The 17612-nt window shown below is 51.3% G+C and carries 8 protein-coding genes; all 8 read right to left on the reverse strand.

Features of this window, described 5'->3' with window-relative positions:
• Window positions 1-111: 111 nt before the first annotated feature.
• Window positions 112-984 carry a hypothetical protein gene (locus tag AC07VH_RS04715; RefSeq protein WP_494786955.1) on the reverse strand — a complete coding sequence of 291 codons (873 nt, stop codon included), beginning with the start codon at window positions 982-984 and terminating at the stop codon, window positions 112-114.
• Entirely contained in the window at window positions 968-2614 is a 1647-nt protein-coding gene (locus tag AC07VH_RS04720; RefSeq protein ID WP_175444529.1) for an AAA family ATPase, read from the reverse strand. Before AC07VH_RS04720 ends, AC07VH_RS04715 begins: the two co-directional genes overlap by 17 nt.
• A 344-nt stretch (window positions 2615-2958) precedes the next feature.
• Window positions 2959-3654, reverse strand: a complete 696-nt coding sequence (locus AC07VH_RS04725; RefSeq protein ID WP_139143349.1) for a hypothetical protein — start codon at window positions 3652-3654, stop codon at window positions 2959-2961.
• 1459 nt (window positions 3655-5113) lie between these two features.
• Window positions 5114-5620: a hypothetical protein gene (locus AC07VH_RS04730; protein WP_494804021.1), complete on the reverse strand. Its 507-nt coding sequence runs from the start codon at window positions 5618-5620 to the stop codon at window positions 5114-5116.
• Between the two features lie 851 nt (window positions 5621-6471).
• The gene (locus tag AC07VH_RS04735; protein WP_070302774.1) at window positions 6472-8121 is read right to left on the reverse strand and encodes a hypothetical protein; all 1650 of its coding nucleotides are present in this window, start codon (window positions 8119-8121) and stop codon (window positions 6472-6474) included.
• 1200 nt (window positions 8122-9321) lie between these two features.
• Window positions 9322-10203 carry a hypothetical protein gene (locus AC07VH_RS04740; protein WP_494786957.1) on the reverse strand — a complete coding sequence of 294 codons (882 nt, stop codon included), beginning with the start codon at window positions 10201-10203 and terminating at the stop codon, window positions 9322-9324.
• Window positions 10204-10702: 499 nt separating this feature from the next.
• Window positions 10703-11017 carry a GNAT family N-acetyltransferase gene (locus AC07VH_RS04745; protein ID WP_368072921.1) on the reverse strand — a complete coding sequence of 105 codons (315 nt, stop codon included), beginning with the start codon at window positions 11015-11017 and terminating at the stop codon, window positions 10703-10705.
• A gap of 49 nt (window positions 11018-11066) precedes the next feature.
• A complete protein-coding gene (locus tag AC07VH_RS04750; RefSeq protein WP_494786958.1) occupies window positions 11067-17606 on the reverse strand; it encodes a hypothetical protein in 6540 nt (2179 codons plus the stop codon).
• Between the last annotated feature and the right edge of the window lie 6 nt (window positions 17607-17612).

Here is a 17612-nt window from a genome sequence, read left to right on the forward strand (position 1 = left end):
TTACGCATTCGACATATGTCACCGCAGCCGATTAGCGGTTGCGTCTATGTCTTACATAGTCAAAAAATTGGCAAAAACGTCGATAACTCAGTTAGTCAAAATATGTATTCGTCACAGGAGCTCAGGTGGTCCATCGTTAATACGCTGCATCAACGGGGTCAGGGCGGGTACGTTGAGCAATCCGCTCAAAAATACCGAGTCCCAGTTATTGAGGCTGCGATGTCGTCGGTCCAACCGCCCGCGCTCTCGCGCGATGGCATACACAAGCTTTGGTTGTGAGATCATTGCGATGCCATGTAGCTTGGGAATTAGTAACGATGGTCTCCGCCACAAGTTCGCCCAAGCGGTTTCGAAATGTTCGATGATCGCGGTTTTCATGAGCACCTCATCAACATGAAAACGCACGGCATCAAAATCCGGATCCATCGGATTTAAGAGAATCTTCAGTTTCATTTTGGGAGCCTGACTGAACGGGTCTTCAATGTCCGCCGCGACTAGGCGCTGGCCGAGAACAGAATCGAAATATGGATGAAGCACTCTCTGGCTCTGCGATACTCCCTTAACCGTATTATTTCTTTGTACGTTACAGGGACACGCTGGAACAAGATTTGCACTTAATATTGCAAACTCGGGGTAGTTTGCTTGAGGAAGTAGGTGATCCAGTGTCTCACTTCCAAAGGAGCCACACATGGCACACACCTTATCGGCCCGAGCATCCCGAATCTGATTAATGTAAGCCAACACGACCGCCTTGGACGACTTATAGTAGTCGCGCATTAAATTGCCTACCGTCATGGAGATCGGTGCCGGCATTAAGACGTGTGGGTTGCCCTGACTGGCTGTGTACTGCAAATATGCTGCAACCAAGGTGGACTGTTCTGCCCAGATCGCTGGATATCCTTTCATTTGGCGATGCCGGGCGACATTGCTGAGAGTTGCCAAATCATCATTTACTGGCAGTGGAAGCTTATTCACTTTTGCCAAGCTCCATTCGACGACGCAACTGCATCAGAAACTCAGGTGACAACTCATCACCATATTGCCGCTCAATGTCTGACCACGACTGACCGCTTTTGACCAATCGATCAGTCAATTGTGCCGCAAAGCTTGAGGGACCGTCCTCACCGAACACGAAGAAGGATATTGCTCCAACATCCCCCCCAAACGTGCGCATTCGAGGTCGCTCCGCGAGGACGCTTCCTGTTTCATCTGTCCGCAACACTGTCACTTGCTCTCGAAATACCTCCCGGACAAAGTAAACTGAGTGGGTGGCAACTACAGCAACTGACCCGGTCTGCTGTAGCAGGTAGTCCAGCAGCGACATGAATCTACTGATGAAATTGGGATGCAGATGTGTTTCAGGTTCGTCGAACAGCAGCAATGATCCGTTCTCTACCAATGCGCTGGCCTGAGCGGCAAACTTGATGAACGACAGCTCCCCGGTACTTAATTTATATGCACGACCATCGATGACACGAACCGGGTCCTTTTTCCAGTCAACTGCAGCCAGACGTTCCAAATGAAGTTTCTCAGGAGCATACTCAAGATCTTCGAGACTGATGAACTTCACATCGCTGCTGTTTGTAACAAGGCAGATGCGACGTGCATCCGAGAACACATCGAGCGAATCAAGAAATATTTTCCAGCGAGTCACTCCTTTAATCCTGCGCTTCATACGCAACAAATCTCTAATGGCTACAGAAGCCGTAATGCCCACGCTTCCCCTATTGGTCGCTCCGACTGTGAGGCGAAAATAGCTGACGCGATGATTCGCATTTTTAGGCGACGGGAAGAGGGAAAGCGAGTCCGCAGTTGGTGCAAATGCAAGCAACCTGCTCACGAGAATTGGGGTGCCATCCGCTCCCACTAAAGAAGGACTGCGCTTTAGGGCTGCATGCGCGACTCTGGCAAGCGTCTGACTTTTCCCAACACCATTTTTTCCAATGATCACCGAAATCCGCTTCGGCAACACACTATCAGGTTCAAAGCGGAATGCAATTTCGTGATGATTCGAGCGACCAGCCAACATAAATCTAATAGTCATGTCACCATGAATACCGCCAATCTCTTCATGTACAAGGCCGCGCAAAACTGATCCAGCTCGCTGGTATGCGAAATATGTATCCGACATACGCATGAATGAAAGCCTGAAAACCTCTGTACGCTCGGCATGTGAATGCAGCCGTAGTGAAGGACGCAATTCCTTCATGGCAACTAAATCATTGGCGGCCAGAAGCGCTGCCTGAGCAAGCTTCGGACCGAATCGTTCCACTACGCGGCGGTAGGCCTCCATGTCCGGAAGGATCGTGAAGAATCGATGTCTTTCAGTCGTTGCAGGAACATCGAGGCCTTTCGATTCATTCAAAATTGCTTCAAGCGTCGTGTGATTGGCTGGCGAACCGTCAAGAAAGCCGAGACGTCCCTCCAAATCTAGTATTTGATCGGAATCGTTACCTACAATCACAATGCGTACTCTGGGTTTGTAGCCGAAATCGTTAAATGTGTCGTTGCTTGGGCTGATGTAGACACTATATGGCGGTTTCTGGCGATGCAAATTGGCAGCCGATCCGAAGAAGGCCGCGAATTTATTTTTATTTTCTTCATTTTTTTTCATTATGTTCCTTCCTAAATCAGCGTACAACCTCCAGCTCAACATCTTGAGGTGCGAATCCCCAAAGTCAGTTGGTTGGTCCCAGTTCACTCAAGCTTATAGCCAAAGGGGATTGCTGTTCACCTCAATAACCGTTGCTACATCGCGAGTAGCTCCATAATTCTGACTACGTCGTAGATTTCAAGGCCCGACATTACGCTTCCGCTGACAATGAGTTTCGATGAATGCCCGCTTCTGCAGAAGCGGACGTTTTCCTAATCGCCCAACAATATCTAATTTAAGTGGGGCCCAAACCCTCGTACGACCTGAAATTTCGTCAGTATTGGTCGAAATCGACGCATAGCCGGCTAACGTTTATTCCGCCACGCATGTTCCGCTTGGTCATGTTCCCAAGGCACAGATGGGCGTTGCGAAACGATATCCAAAGATAGTCCGTTCCTGAAACCGTCTACATGCCTTGCTCGCTTCACAAAGTTTGGGTCAATGTCGCCCTTCGTACATCGTGGCATCCATCGTCCTAAATACGTACCAAGCGTAATTAAGCGATGCTCCTGCGAAAGTGGTGTTTTGGAAGGTAAAGTGCCACTATAATCTCCAGCGTCAACAACGTAGATGTTCTTATGTGTGTAGAACACGGCGACAGCCTCTTCAGTGTGACTCAACATATCTTTCGACTGCTTCTGCAAGCGTATTGCGTCCTTCTTGGACATAGCGAGCGAACGTACATCCTGGCCCCCTCCAAGCAACTTAGCCTGGAACAGAGACGCTTTTTCCACAGTGCCAATCGGAGTTTTAATTCGAACAAGAAAGCCACCGTCTGCGCCGGAATGACTTTCCTCTGTGTGCTTGTTATGCTGTCGGTACTTGAAGTCCACACGCAGATTGGCCCCATGAATTCGCTGTTGCATCAACGCGTGTCCTAATGCGGACGTCAAGGCCTCTTCGTTTCCGTGGCTCGCAATTTCACCAAGAACCTGCTCCACAGCTCGGTCGATGAGCGCTGCAATTTGAGTCTGTGTATGCTGGTCGATAAGAAAAGTCAAAGTTTTCTCTGCCTGACGTAATTAATAATTGGCGCTTTGGCGCGTTCGCAATCAGCCCACTCGCCGCTGCGCACGGTGCTTAAACGCAGAGAAAGCCGATGGCAAACGCATGCGACCGGTTGAAAGTGGCCGAAGGCCGCAGTACTGTCGCTCAATGGTAGATTAGGCCGCCTTTTTGTCTTCGACCCTTGAAAGCAGCGTTCCCGTGGCAATCCATCGGTACCGTGCGTCGTATGTGGAGCTCGTCTTGGGATGCGAAATGACTACAAATTTGTGTACCGTAACCTCTCCCACCAAGTGGGCAGTATAAATAGACCCGGACAGCTTTACGAGCTCCACTTGGGGGGGGCTCCTTGAACGGATGAGGGAATGGAATTTCTTTCCACGAGTAGCCAGCGACGACAAACTCATCGCGGAGCATTGTTACGGTCCCAATTCCATCAGACGATTGGTATTTCTGAAGCTTCGCGGACACATTTTCCTCAATGCGATTACCTGGGACAAACAGGACATAGCCTACAAAGACCGCAGTGGCTACAAAGAGCACTGCAAGAATCCATGAGTTATAGTCGGTGAACGCGGTTAAATATAAGCCGATGATTGAGGCGCCACCAGCAATGACGTTGAACACAGCAAATAGGCGGCCCAAAGGTAGGTACTCCCTTTTTGGAAGAGTGGTGAATCAGCTTAGCGAGTTTTCCTCAAGACTACAAAGTCAGCTCAATAAGCTAGAACGTTGAATTCGAGCAATTGCTAATTATAGCTCATGTGTTATTTGTTTATGGTTATTCGCGCAGCACCAAATGGTCAAAACATTGCTGGTTGCATCACAACACGTAGCCAGGCGGCGAGGTTAAGTTAGGTTAATTTTTCACATGTTTCAATCGCATGGCGCTCTTAAGGAAAAAATCCCAGAACTTAGACTCTGAAAGCAGGAGCGAGCCTTTTTCCCTCTCATGCTCATATGTTTGAAAACCGATGTGTTCACCTTCAAAAGCTGGTGGTAGTCTTTCGTCAAGCCTCCTACCTCTTGCCAAGGCAATTGCTGACAAGGCTTTTTCAATGGCAGCAGTACGCTCGGATGCTGCTGGGCGTTTTCCCTATTTTTACACGGCCACAATTAGGGCCACAATCGCGATCACTACGGACCATATCGCCCATGGTGCGAAGCTCTATGCGGCCTCAGCTGAGTCCCTTACTGACTCAACAGTTGAGACTTTCCGAGCAAGCTCTTTTTCGTGCAACCAACGCCACTTATCGCTGCGACGGTAAGCAGATGCACTGTTCTTGACTTCTGCTCAAACCACCGCTTCGCCTAAACTCTCTAACCGAGCAAAAAACTCTGCATCGGTTTCAATCGTGCCTGGCATTGCCCAAATGAACACCGCTTTAGGTTTTGGGTCTTCGGAATGCAAATACATGGCTTCCGCCCCTATTAGGATCAATCAATTAAAACGGTTTATACCGTTTTTCCACGCACAACCAACTTTAGATCGTACAAACACTGCAATGTCACATCACTAGGAACCCCAGCAGCTTTAAGACGAAATGCAAATTCGATTGGTGTGATCGTCGGCTGTCGAACTGCTTCTACGATGGCCCTATAAATTACATCAACATGCATTGACCGACGCAGAACTGCTCTTACATTTTCCAAAAGCGCACCACTAGACTTCCACCAACTGGAACTCCAAATATACCGATACTTACTTGACGTGAAAGCGGGATCAACATCATAGATCCGCGTTGTATCTTTTTGTAGAGAAGCAATCATTTCGCGCTCAGTCTGCTCTTGTTCTGCTTCAAGAGCCGCAGCAATACGCTCATTCTGCTGTCGTTCCGCTTCAAGAGCCGCAGCAATACGCTCATTCTGCTGTCGTTCCGCTTCAAGAACCGCCGCAGCACGTTCGTTCTCGATACGTTCGCGTTCAAGCTGTTCAATGAATAGAGCGGTGTTTTCTACCAACAGGGCTCGTTCGTCGTCTGTAAGTGGTCTTGCATCGCCACCACCATAATAAGGCGGTACCGCTGTACCCAGCCCACAATATAGCTTTGCAAAACATCGTGATCCCAAGACATGGAATTTGCCATTATCAAGGACGACGTGTATACGTTTGAATACTGAATGACCGCATCCGTCTGCCTGGCACCTTATTCTATTAGCGTGCGATACCTCCACGATGCTCAACAAATGGGATTCCGGTTTAGTCGTTGACATCATCTTGCGGTTTCCTACACGGTTGTGGTCGCATACGGACATTCGTAGAGTCCGGCTCCCTGAGTAGCGTCAAGAACGGGCTGTGTGCTAGCTATCAGCCTTGTTTGCCCTTTGGGATGCCAGCAATTTTTTCCTGAATAGTAGAAGCTGGTACCAGCGGGGCTTAAACTTCTCTCACCGATTGAATCAACTTCAAACCGACCTTTCCCCAAACGAACGACCGTCGCACACACATACTGGAGGCGACTGCCTTGAGTATGACGAACGACTACTTTCGCTCCAACTTGAACATGCTCCTTCAGCCACTCTTTCACGCTTGTTGCGCTCTGTCCAAAACAAGGTGCTTGATTCATCCTATGCTCCATTTCATTTTGCTGGCCGCCGGCCAGTACGGGTACCTATAGAGCGCGATTTTCTTGTCGTTTAGTCACAACGATTCATTCCATGGTTGGCTGCGGACTTCAGTACGTCTTTGACTTCAGGCCCGACAGACGCGGCCGACAGTAACCAGACCTCTTCTACTACATGCGAAAACAGTGAGCTCCCCGAAAGTTCCCTGGCCAGCGTGGCGCGATCTTTAGCCCCGATGTGCAACGGAATTATTCGCCCATGAGATTTTGAAGGTAAAGCTGCTTAATGTCGAAATCGAGGTTTTTTTGCAAAATGGTCTGATCACCGATCTCAAAGCGCTTGTCTTTAACTTCGTGGTCCACCAGCGCCAGGCATCTCTCGATGTATTTTTCAGTTTGCTCAACCAACTCCGTCAGATCAGCGCACAGCGGGAGTACGTGGCGTAAGATATTACAATTAATCGCAATGATTTGTTCCAGCTCCATGGCATCCCAAGATTTACACGATCCGAAACCCGCGTTAGTGAGGATACCGTTGATCTGCCGAGGCTGCCTATCACCCACTCCAGGGAAACACTCGTTAATAATTCGAACTTTGACCGACTGATCCAATCGGTCAAATTTTCGAAGTTGTTGTATGCCTTCGCCGATCCGTCGGTCCAGATTTCTGACCATTCTTGCACCTTCCGGATACAGTGTCGCTTTAGCCTGTATCGTCAGTAACGTGTTGGACTTCGCGCAATACACGAGCATGTCAATTTCGGTTCCGGGAATCTTCTTTTCGAGTACCACTTCATAGCCGTTCGCTTCGAAGTGATGCTTTGCGCGTCGCAAAAGCGTCGGCTCGAACAGGTCCGAAATCGGTCCGTGAAATTTGTATTTTTCTGCAAACGGAGGATGATTCTGGACCGTCATCAAAAGGTTTCGAACTGACATGCTCATGAAAGCCATGCAGGGACAAAAATACAAATCGTCGCCCAGCGACCAGAATGGCGGCAAGGAGCGCTTGCTGATAGTCGATCGTTTCTCCCCGCTTTCGAAAAAGAACTCGCCAAACTTGTCGAAATCGGAATCGCTAGCGCCTGTTAGGCACGACACGGTCTCTTTGATAGTTTGTTTTGCGACCACAGCCATGCTGAGCCCCTCGGCAAGCCCATATTTGATCTCATAGCTGAGCTTGTGTTGTTCGCAGTAATCATTTACCGCCATCGCTGTCTGCATATACGCGTAACAAATCGCGCCGAACGCTTGTCTGATCTGCCGAAACGCAGCGGCACTCGAAAATCCTAATTCGATGAAGGCAGCGTCCGGAACCAGGTCCGCTTCGCGATAGTTATGATGCATCGTCTCGTATATTCGCTGAATATACTGTGCACCCTTAATGACATTCTGTACATCACGACGATCTAGGCGCCGTATTACGGCAACCAAATGCTCGCGCGTGCCAGGTACTGTAAATCGCGGAATGATAGGCGTGCTCAGGTTCGAAAGAACCGAATCGACCAACTCGACGCGGCGCGCCCTGTCTGAAGCATAATCGACCAACCAAGTGTACGCATCGAACCGCTGGCAAGTATAGATCCCGTTGTGTATGAAAGGAAAAACAATGTTTAGATTAGCGCACATCATCAAATCTAACAAAGCCGGATGGAGTGCCTCGACCTCGCCGAAGCGCTGTCGGCAGTCCTTCGGACTCAACGGGGTCAAATCCAGATTGCGCTCGAACACGAACGTTAGAGGATTCAAGAAACTGATGTCGAGGTGACCGTTTTCTATAAATTGGATCGTCGCCAGCTCGGATATGAAATTGAACAGGACGCCAAACGGAAGTCTAAGCAGCAGGTTTTGATCGAAATGAGTATCGATTAAGGATTCGATGCTACCAAGGTCGTGATTCATTCAAGGTGTGATTTATAGCGATTCGGAAGTATTGAAAACACGGCAACACATAATACTCGACAATAAAATATCTAATTTTGATTATAACGTAAAATTGTCAATAAGAAATTTTAAATAATTACTTCGCCAATGAGGGGGCTTTGGCTCTCGTGCTGGTAATTATTGTTGTACCCACCGTGAACGCGGACACTGGCTAGAATTAAGAGCAACCGCCTTATTCCTGTCCCGAAGGACACAAAAATTACGAACGATGCCGTTTCGCTAGAGGCTGGCAGGAGCAAAGGCAGTATCAAAAAGTCAACCAGGCACTAACCACAGCATTCAACACCCACTACAGATTCAGATACCAAGCCGCCAAGTCGGCGGTTCGACGAGTGGCGCGTTTTGAACTCTGTTGATCAATCGTTGATATTGCCGCTATGAATATGGACCTATGTGCGCGATGATCGACCTGCCAGCGACACCACGCCGCCAGCCGTGGGGTTCGCCTACTCGCCCGACCGCAAAGGTAACGGTCAGATCCGGTCGCGTTTACTACAAGTTATTCCTGGCCGAGAATCGGCTGAAATGCTGGCACGGCCCGTTTCAAATGCAGGTCGCTACAGCTACCTTCGCCCAGAAGCAATGTTATACGGTGCTGTGCTAAGTGAAGATGGAATCCAAGGCTTCTACCATGGAGCAGTGCCCCGTTCAAGGAGGGTAATCAATTTTTTAGCGACATTGTCGCAATAGTTGGATCCTTTTTTCATGTTGAACTCCTAAAAAAAATAGCTACAAGAAGTGGCCAGATTGAACAATGGAAGCACGCAACCACTCATCCGCCAAGATGGGCAGCAATGTGCAAACGAGAATGGAAGGCTAAGAGCGGAGTGCTCTTGACATCGAGGGAAATTCCCGTGCGCTGGGCACGTGCAAGGAAGCGGAGCAACTTGCACTTGGTGATCCGAAAAGATCATCATGTTCTAATGTTAGGCTTCACGACAATATATGTCAATCTGGTTCTCCATCGCCCATGCATGGGTATTGCTTAACCGATCCGTGATCGACTGATTGAATAGTTATTATCGCGACACTAAGCATCAACACTAGCATCAACACTATATATCTCGTTACCCTCAGAAGTGCACGTACGCAACTGGTGAAAATGGAAAATACACCATAGATATGTCTGTGGAGAAAGATGTTTGCCGAAGCAAAAAATCACGCAGATTTTGCCCTATCCGAGATCCATTTAGTCAATTGATCTACTGTATAGGCAGGTGCTCGTCCGCAGAAGAAATTTAAATTCATTTTTATATTATTGCTAATCCAGTTTTCATATGACACGTAATTTTTTTTAATAATATTCCTGGCTTCTGCCACGGAGATGGCATCACGAATGTTCTCAATCTCGAGCAGCTTACTCAACGTAGTTTCAACGTAGTCTTTCTTTATAGCCGCAGGAGATGCACTACGACAAACTAAATCTTGCAAATTGACAAAAATCGATTCAGCATATTTCATCTGAAATGGCTTAGCGGCTTCCGATGCAGATTGTAAATTTCTATCCGAAATGATGGCATTATAAAACTTTATTAAGCTATTTTCTAATAAGCCAGCACTAATTACGCCCGCATGTGCCAATTGGAAATAAAAAGCAACTGGCTCCGCGATATCAGCTACTTTAAATGAACCAAAACCGTTACATCCTGCAAAGACAAGTCCCAGATTACACCGAGTTTTCAAATTTATTTCGGCAAGTAACGACTGCAACTCACACCACTCGACACGTTCAGAATCATTTCCAACTTCAAGACCATTTTTGTCGCCATGAAATTCCAAATGAAGAATAAAACCCATATTTGGAACCACTTCATTTTTTAACATTTTCAATTGCTGAAGTAGTTTTTCGCGGCTTTCAACAAATTCGTGTTTAAGTTCTACTTTTTTGAAGCTGCCGTATGCGCATTCATCTCGAAGACGATTGTAAATAACCAAACCTGTCTGCTTTTCGGCCGATTTATTCCCATCAAGTATGAGCACTCTGGTCAAATAAAATGAGGACATGAACTTAAACTCAGTTAAACTATCAATAAAATCCATATATTTTTCTTAAAAATTTTTCATAACAATAGCCTATCAGAGACCTACAGGATACGATATCCAACTACATCGTACATTCTTTTTCCTCGTCTATTCTTCTTACCTAACGTCCAGATATACTTGTAAGGATTGATAGTAAAGCACCATTATTTTGTCCCACTAAACTTGATCCAATGGCACATCCATGCTAAGGCGAACTATGGTCCAGGCCATTGCTCCGCTGTATTCCTCAAAGTGTATCTGGTGAATTTTTTTTAACTCTACCAAGTTGCGAAGTCCTCTACAACATCGAATCTCCGACACTCTTCTGCTAAAACTGCCACGGAATGAAATACCATTCATCGCATATGCAATCTTGGTTTCTTCATCATAGCTGATGAAATTACAAAATTTTCCGCGTCCGCTACTTTGATAAACTGGACTATGAGCATCCCGTGTATTGTTCAAATACCTGCCAGTACGGTGGCATCAAGGGACGTCAAATTCTTGAATATCGGTGCTACTCAGGAATCCACTTCATATGATACATATCATAGTCCTGATGATATTTCGCGACGATAAAATCGGAGCGTTCAAAGAATTCTCGTCGACGCGAGGTTTCGCAGGTAAGTTCAATCGGTACCCGAAAATTGAAGTGTTTCTTTACTTGCTCCACGAGCTTTTGACCAATGCCGCCCCCCTGAAATTCCGGAAGTATGTATATAAACATCAGGTCTGCACCGCAGTTGAAAGGGTATTCCGATCCATCTCGAACCATAGCGAATCCTTCCTCCCGTCGGAGAATGAAAATGCTCCCGCGTTGTAGGTAACCCAGGTAGGGATCAGGAAAATCCGGGCCATAGACGTTCGATGACTAATCGATACTAGTCCTCGCTAAACGGTGGATCGGTGCGCCGAGATAGCCTTTCATCAGGCAGGCCGGCGATCGCACGGAACCGCGGATACAAATCGCGCCGTCGGTCAGCCTCGATCTTTGCAAGAGTTTCTTTGGCTTGTCGAGAAAGTCCTCGCGGCGACCAAATTTGGCCTCGCTCATCAATGACGACCACCAGCGAACGATGACTAAAGCAGCTGGTGTCTCCAACACGCCCGCTCGACTTACCTCTATGGTATTTTTGGAGCGTGAGTACGATGACAAGGCTACGCTCGGATACCTTGAGCAGGGAAAGCAATTCGCCACGACTGATGAACAAGCGGTATCCAGTCTCGCTCCAAGCATAGTCACCCCGTCCACCCTCGGCGCCCCAGGCTTCGGCACGATACGCTGTTCTCCCGTCAATTGACCAGCGGCGGCTCACCTGATCATCCGCACTTGTACCCAACAGGTCTCTCGTCCACTGTGACGGAAAAGGCCTGTCGAGTGCCGTGGCGGCGCCATAAGGATCATGCCGATCAAGTTGGTGCTCGGTGTTCGGCGTCGTCTCCACCCATGGCTGAACCGTGTGGCCGCCGCCGAAGTGACTGACAATCTCATCTTCGTCGTCAGGCAACCATCTGAAGAATGCTTCAGATGACAGCACCGTCATGACCACCGCTCGCGCATCACTCGCATTCGCCACTACGCTTTGAAGCGTGACAGTTGTGTCTCTCCCGATCGACCAACGTCCCGCAATCTGAAGCCAGTCGGCTACCACCTTGCCGTCCTGCAAACCGAGCAACGGTGTTAGCAGATTACTGTCCTCGCGGACGGTGCTTCTCTCGCCACTCTCCGGCATAGGCATGTCCACCTCCTTGGTAAGGTCGAGCGGAAACGGATCGGTGAGATCGGCAAGCCAGAGGCCATCGTTTCTTGATAGTGTGTATTCCCTCAGGAACGCGGCCCAAGCATCGCCGTTCCAGTCCTCACCGACAATTGCCTGTGTTGCCAGCAACTCGCCGGCAACAAGCATAAGTGCATGCCATCCGAGATATCCTCCATACCGATCTCGGTCTGGAACATACCCCGAAGACCAGGATTCGTCATTGCTTCTGCTACGCGGGCAATCGTGCATTCCTCGCACGGTTGCGTCCCAACGCCGCACCCACGCATTGATGCGGTCTTCCACCTCCCAGCCTGGACAAGCGAAGACGTGGCACAAACGCTCGACCTGATATTTGTTGAAGTCGTAGTCGAGGCGAAAGCCATCTTCTGCTCGCGGCAAGGAGTCTGGCCTGGCTGCGTACCGGAACTCGCGATAGTCGGTTCCAGGCACCGATGGGAAGGGCGACTGGTTTGCGGAGCCAAGCTTAGCAAGCATAGCTTCGCGCTCTTCGGGTCTGAGTGCAGGCGCAAGCACGCGAAGTATGTCTATCGCGAACGCACGCATGACAACGTGCGGGAACTCAGTAGAACAGACGATCCGTTCAAAAAATGCGCGATGGGGGATAAATACGGTAGCGGCGTCTTTCGCTACGCGGGCGAGCGCCATCAACAACCAGAGCTGCGCATGCATTACGTAGAAAGGCAGCTTCGCATCGCCGAAAGGCAAATTCGAAGCTGCCCCAAAGCGGTCAATCAGCCTATCAATCACATCCGATCGTCCAGCCGTCATCAAGCGCCGAACAGCATGGGCGGCACGCCACCGCATTGCTGCGACGGGGTGGCCCAGCCTCGCCCACACTAATCCCGCTACAAATGTTGCCTCATCGGGCGGCACTTTAAAACGCACGTTCCACGGTCCGTCACCAACTTCAGACGGCAGCTTTTCATCTGTGTTCGCCAGAAACCGTTCGAGGCCTTCCGCGATAGCACTGGCACTGACGTCAGGTGCCAGTCTTGCGGCGAGCGCGAGCCAAGCATTACCACCAAGACTGTCTGCGGTACTCCGAAGCGCTGCAACTACATGCTCGACAAGGGTGGCCCGTTTGGCATGAAAACTCAGCTCCAGCCCCCGCCAGCCGCCCCACGCGTCGTTGCTTGAACTGGCAAGTTCGGAGGCATGCTTGGTGGCCAGGCGCAGCCCCAAGTCAGGCAAAGCATCACGCATAGCCGCTGACGACCTCCCCCACTCCTCTAGGTAGCCGTCCAATGCGTGGATTTTGTCAACAAGCGTGGCGGCCGTTGTTTCAACGACTGCGCGGACGAACCCAAGGCGCTCGGTGGGAGAGTTCGCTTGCTTAGCCAAATCGATTAGTGTTCGAACTGGCCAACGCCGCCCTGACTGGTCAATTTCTTCATTAAGGATCTGACGATCAATGTCATCAGCGTCCGTGAGGTCTACTGGAAAGACGGGCGGCGGCTCCGCCGCAGCTGACGGAGGCATGACTGTTCGCGATTCTGATTGGGGGCCGAGGCGCGCAAGCAGGCCCTCGATTCGTAATAGCGCATGAGAAGCGGCAGGAAGACCCTGCTCACATAGGTCATGTAGCCGCTGGATGGTCTCTCGTGCGGGAGACAGTTGATCCTCACGATCGATCTCGGTCAGAAGGAGATCGAAGAACCATTCCCATCGCTTTTGAGGTAGACGGCGAATGACTTCTGACGCGAAGTCTGATATGTGCCACGTCCACGTTTCGACTGGAGCAGCCAAGCCGAATAGCGCGACGGCAGCTTCCACCGAAAGCTTCGAATCACGAACGAGGATAGTTAACGCCGGACCGAGTGACAGTCCGAGCCGAGCCGCGTCACGATCGTCCAGTCGTGCCAGCGTAGCCAACGTCGCTCGACCAGCAGTCGGTACCATCGTTTTCGCGTATTCAGTCCAAGGGAATTTGCCATCCTCGTTCTGATTCAGCTCAAGGATACGCGCCATGGTGTGCGCCGACGCCGGCTGCAGTTCAGGACCCGAATAGCGGCCGGTCAGCTCCAACAAGTGGTTGGTACGATCAAAATCATCCGATCCAATTGCCTCGGCAAGATCAAGCGCACGACGAAAATAGGCCGCAGCCTCTTCAGTGCTTACTCGCCAGACTGCGCGAGCGAGATCACCGTAGGATGAAATTCTAGATCCGACATCGGTATCGAGCTGGATCTTACGCTCGACATGACCGGCAAGAAGGAGCGCAGCATCATGGCACGGGGAGATGCGCGATAGTCGAGCAACCGAATTGGTCAGCTCCGGGGTGAATAGGCCTGGCGCACTCGCGATCCAGTCGACCATGCGTTTCGCAAGCGAGGCATTGAACGCACCTAACGCATCGGCAAGATCAAAAATCACTCGAAAACCGTTCCGTGCGAGATACGCCATCCCATCACGATACGGATAGTTGGACGATTGCTCGACATCACAGATAAGTCGTTCGAACGCTGCAACAACCATCTCATCTCGTGTCGTTCCAATCGGCGGACGAATGATGTCGGCGACATCCTGAGCATAGTTCAGCATCGGAAGAATCCGGCCGCCCAGCGCACGCGAGTAGTCTGAGCGTTTTTCCTCGTCGAGACCACACCGCCGCTTCCGTCGGTGCCGAGTTCCATCGAATTTCGGAGCCACTAGCTTCTGGTTAAGCACCCGACTGAAGGTCGCAGCGCCCCGCGATCGAGCACTTGCAGGCACCAACTCGATTAATTCCGCTGGTGCTATGTCAATTAGGGCGGCGCGCTTCCGGCTCAAAGCGGCTCGAACACCGGCAGCCAGTACGGTCACATGGATCGCGCGGTCGCTCGGATAGTGACTGGAATAGTCATAAACGCTTGGCGGTGTAAGTGCAGTTCCAGCGAGGATGCTTACTGCCTCTTTCTCCATGCCGAGCTCTATGGCCAGTGCCGATGCCAGCACACTAGCCATCGCCAAGCCTTCGCTTTTGCCATTCGCAGAAGGTGCTGCAGCAAGTGCCGCGACAAGTCCTCTGGCGTAGGTTGGGTCACGACCAACGAATGAAAACGCGGCAGCGTAGAGCGCGCGAGATGGCAGACGGCAACGCAACAACCGCATTCCGATGCGGGTTTTGGGCGGATGCGCCGAACGCTGGTGTCGATCCAGAAGATCGAACAAATCCATAAACTTGGCGAAAGCCACACCGTCGTCTTGACGAGCGAAAAACTCTGCAACGCGCACGTCATTACCCGCCAACATCTCGACATAGGCGAAGCCAATATCGTCCCACTGCCTTGATGCACTCGATCCGCTAAAACGCTCTCTGCGTTTACTATACGCGGCCCAATTGTGCCAATCGATTGATCGCCGTGCGTGGCGGCGGGCCTCGTCTCGGTCGCCTGCGAAGGCGTTCGCGAGTGCAAGCGCGGCGTGTTTCCCCCCAGGCCAGCCAGCATTGGTCGCGGAAAGCCGCCGCAAGGCTTCGGGGTCACCCGCTATTGCGGTGAGGTCAGGGTGTTCGTAAAGGAAGCGGTCAGATCGCTCATGTCCCGCGGCAACGAGTGACGCTTCCAACAGCAGGCGCAGAAGGTCGTCGCGCCGGCTCAGCTCTCCCGCCAAAGCTATCGCGGCGGTGATCCGCGATAGACGGATATCGCGTGCGCTTACCTGTGAAGCGCCTCGTGGCACACGCAGATCATAGGCCAGTTGAATGAGCTGATCGACATCGCACAGGGAGGTGAGCAACGCAGGCAGTGCCCGAGCTGCATAGTTTGAAGTGAGTTGGCGTTCTTGGAGTGTGGCGATTACGCGGTCTCGGTCAACTTGGCTCGCGCCATAGCTCGATCGGATCAGGGTCTCGGTCGGTTCATCTCGAAACATCAGACCGTGGGGCGTTCGCTCAAGCAAAGGGGCGAGGTCGGCAGCGAAACTTTCAACCTGCTCCGCGATCAAGCCGTGTGCGGCAGCCAGCTCTGCAATAGGGACCGGGGGCGCCAGCAAGGCAATGCCTGTGAGCAAGAGATCAATGTCTGCATCGCTTGCGCCGCGAGCGCGTGCAGTTTCGCGCGCTTCGGTAAGGCGCTTGCGAATCAGCACGTTTAGCAAATCTTGCGGCTCTGCTGGTGTGTCTGGGAAAGACACGGGATCAAACGGTCGCCCAGTGGTAATCAGGTTGTCCAGACAGCGTGGGTTAAGGCCTGACCGAGTCTGCAAAGCGGCGATCTCGTGAGCCGACACATTCGGCACGCGCCGCTCAACAAGGGAGCGTACTTCGGAGTTAGTGAATAGTGGGATGGTGTAAGGACGGTGCGAAGCACCACCGGTTGCCAGCGCAAGTCGTTCGGTTCGGCACGATGCGACGATGCGTACGCCATCGATCGGATCTACGCTGATGCTACGCATGAGAAGGTGTGCGAACGATGATGTCGCGGTATCCCGCGCGGCAAGCCCAGCGTGGTCGATCGCGTCGAGTACCAGCGAAACACATGCATCGCTGCGAGTTTGCCTAGCTGTCTCCACCGACTGGGCGAGCCGTCTGCGGAACGCTCTCAGCAAGCTCGTCACATCAACTACCGGCAATAGAATGTCGCACAGGCCTTGCCCGGCCATAAGGTTGGCAAGGTGGACAAGCGTTCTTTCCGGGAGATGTCGGCCGTCGGCAGGATCCCGCCAGCGACCAGCGCCGAAACCATCGAAGAGCACCACGGGACCATCGGCTTGGAATCGGTCGGCGAGGCCTTGCATCAAAACCGTCTTTCCCATCCCGCCCGCAGCATGGACCACGAGAGGAAGGCCCGTTTCACGGGCGAGAATTGCAATGTCGTCAAAGACTTCGCGCTGAATGACGATTTCAACTTCGGGAAACGCGTCAGGCGTGGGATACAGCCGATCTTCGTGCTCCACTTCCAACTCAGCCAGGACCGCTACCCGATCAACTCGTTTGTCCGTCTCGCTACCGGGACCGGCCTTGATCCTGATAAGGTTCCGCAACTTTAGCAGGCGTTTCTCCGCATCAGGGTCCCCTGGTTCGCTCCATGCGGCAAGAGTTGTTGAAATTGCACGCTCAGCCTCTGTCAAGCTCCCCTTACTGCCCACCAAGTCCAGTCGTCGCAGCAGGTCAGCAAATGGATGAGGATAGCCTTTCATGGCTTCTGCGATCTGGCCTGTTTGGCTAGCAATATCACCGGATTCTTGCGTGCCTGCGATGAACGCAGAAATCGCTTTCCCCAAGTTCTCGTGGATAGGTCTGTTTGTCGCGAATTCATAGCGGACTACGGCAAGAACATGGTCATCGCCATGGGTCGCCCGCAGCTCAGCATCGGTTACGGCAAACTTGCAGAGAGTTGAAGCCAGGTCAGCAGCTCGAACTGCCTTTGAGGCGCTCGCGATCGAGTACTTGAACTGGACAACCGCGACTCGATGCGCCCGTGCGACATCCGTGGCGCCATAATACCGAACAAGATCAGCAATCTCGACCGCGCCGATTTCCAAACTCTGCTCGTCCTGCTCGTCGAAACCCTCAAGCGTAATCGCTGTAAGGTCGGTCAGCGGTGGCAGGAGTTCAAGGGCGGTGCGCGCCGCCCAAGCTTCATGAAAGGCATGGCCTGCCTTTGATGCCCGAAGTTTGTCGATTTTTATCGGCGTTGTGCCAGTATTGTCGTCACTCATGATCGG

Source organism: Janthinobacterium sp. GW821-FHT03C10, from assembly GCF_059420865.1.